General features: G+C 68.1%; 2 protein-coding genes. Both read left to right on the forward strand.

Translation table 11 applies throughout. From position 1 onward, the window contains the following. The first annotated feature begins 65 nt into the window (after window positions 1–65). Window positions 66–386: a transposase gene (locus ABZ810_RS47605; protein WP_358415472.1), complete on the forward strand. Its 321-nt coding sequence runs from the start codon at window positions 66–68 to the stop codon at window positions 384–386. Beyond that, a complete protein-coding gene (locus ABZ810_RS47610; RefSeq protein ID WP_358415475.1) occupies window positions 383–1,309 on the forward strand; it encodes an integrase core domain-containing protein in 927 nt (308 codons plus the stop codon). Before ABZ810_RS47605 ends, ABZ810_RS47610 begins: the two co-directional genes overlap by 4 nt. The last annotated feature ends 22 nt before the right edge of the window (window positions 1,310–1,331 follow it).

Genomic DNA, 1,331 nt, shown 5'->3' on the forward strand with positions numbered 1-1,331 from the left:
TGTCGCGCGTCAGACTTAGTGGCGCAGGAGTTAGTTGGGACTCCTGAGCCTGAAGGAGACGCAGGATGAGTCGCCCCCCACAGTTCTCGGTCGAGGACAAGCTGCGGATCGTGTTGTCGGTCCTGGCCGGTGAGATGACGGTCGCTGAGGCGGCCCGGCGGAACAAGACGTCGGGGACGTCGGTGGCCAAGTGGAAGGCCCAGTTCCTGGAGGCCGGCAAGCAGGGCCTGGTCGCGGCCCGGTCGTCGGGTGCCTCGACCAGGGAGGAGCAGTTGGAGGCCGAGATCGCCGACCTGCACGCCGCGCTGGGTGAGGCGCACGTGCAACTGCGGGTGTGGAAGAAGTCGGCCGAGGGCCGCCTGGCCCCTTCGAGGACCTCGAGGTGATCCGCCAAGACGCGGCGATGCCGGTCTCGAGGTTCGCAGAGTTGATCGGCATCCCGCGCCGCACCTACACCCGCAAGCTGACCAAACTCCGCGCCGGGAACCCGCAGAAGGGGCCGTGGCCGGCACCGGTCGTCGATGAGCTCGAGCCAGTGGTGGCCAAGTACGCCGCGGACTGGCCGGCCTGGGGCCACCGGAAGATCCACTGGCTGATGACCGCCGACGGGTTGGAGCTGTCGGCTTCCAGCGTGGAACGGGCGATGCGCCGCCGTGGGTTGCTTCAGCCGATCGACTACCAGGGCCAGCGCCGCCAGCTCGCCCAGGCCCGCAAGGCCGCGTTCGCCGACCCGCCCACCGGGCCGAACCAGGTGTGGCAGCTGGACTTCTCCGAGTACGAGACCACGCGCGGTGGGATCTGGCGGCTGGCCGGTGTCGCCGACTACTTCACCAAGTACGAGCACGGCTGGCATATCGCCTCGACCTGCACCGGAGCCGACGCCATCGCGGCGGTGCAGCTCGCGATCGCCGAGGCCGAGCGATTGGCGGGCTGCCCGCTGGAGCAGGCCCTGGCCGACCCCGTGACGGGCGAGGTGGTAAAGATCAAGCTGGTCACCGACAACGGACCGGCGTTCAAAGGCGCCGCGTTCGCTCGATTCATCGCCGGCCGGATCGAGTTCGTGCACATCCGCACCCGGCGCCGCTCACCCGGGCAGAACGGCGTCCGCGAGCGTGCGTTCGGATCGCTGAAGTACGAACACCTGTACCGGATTGAGATCGACGACCTGCCCACCCTGGCCCGCGAGGCCGAGCACTACCGGCAGGTCTTCAACCACATCCGACCCCACCAAGCTCTCGGTGGCCACCGGCCGGTCGAGATCTACACCAACCCGAGCCAGCATCCCCAACTTTCAGATCCGGGTTTCTGAGCCAACTTCTTGACGCGAGACA

It is taken from the genome of Spirillospora sp. NPDC047279 (assembly GCF_040643285.1).
Taxonomy (GTDB): domain Bacteria; phylum Actinomycetota; class Actinomycetes; order Streptosporangiales; family Streptosporangiaceae; genus Spirillospora.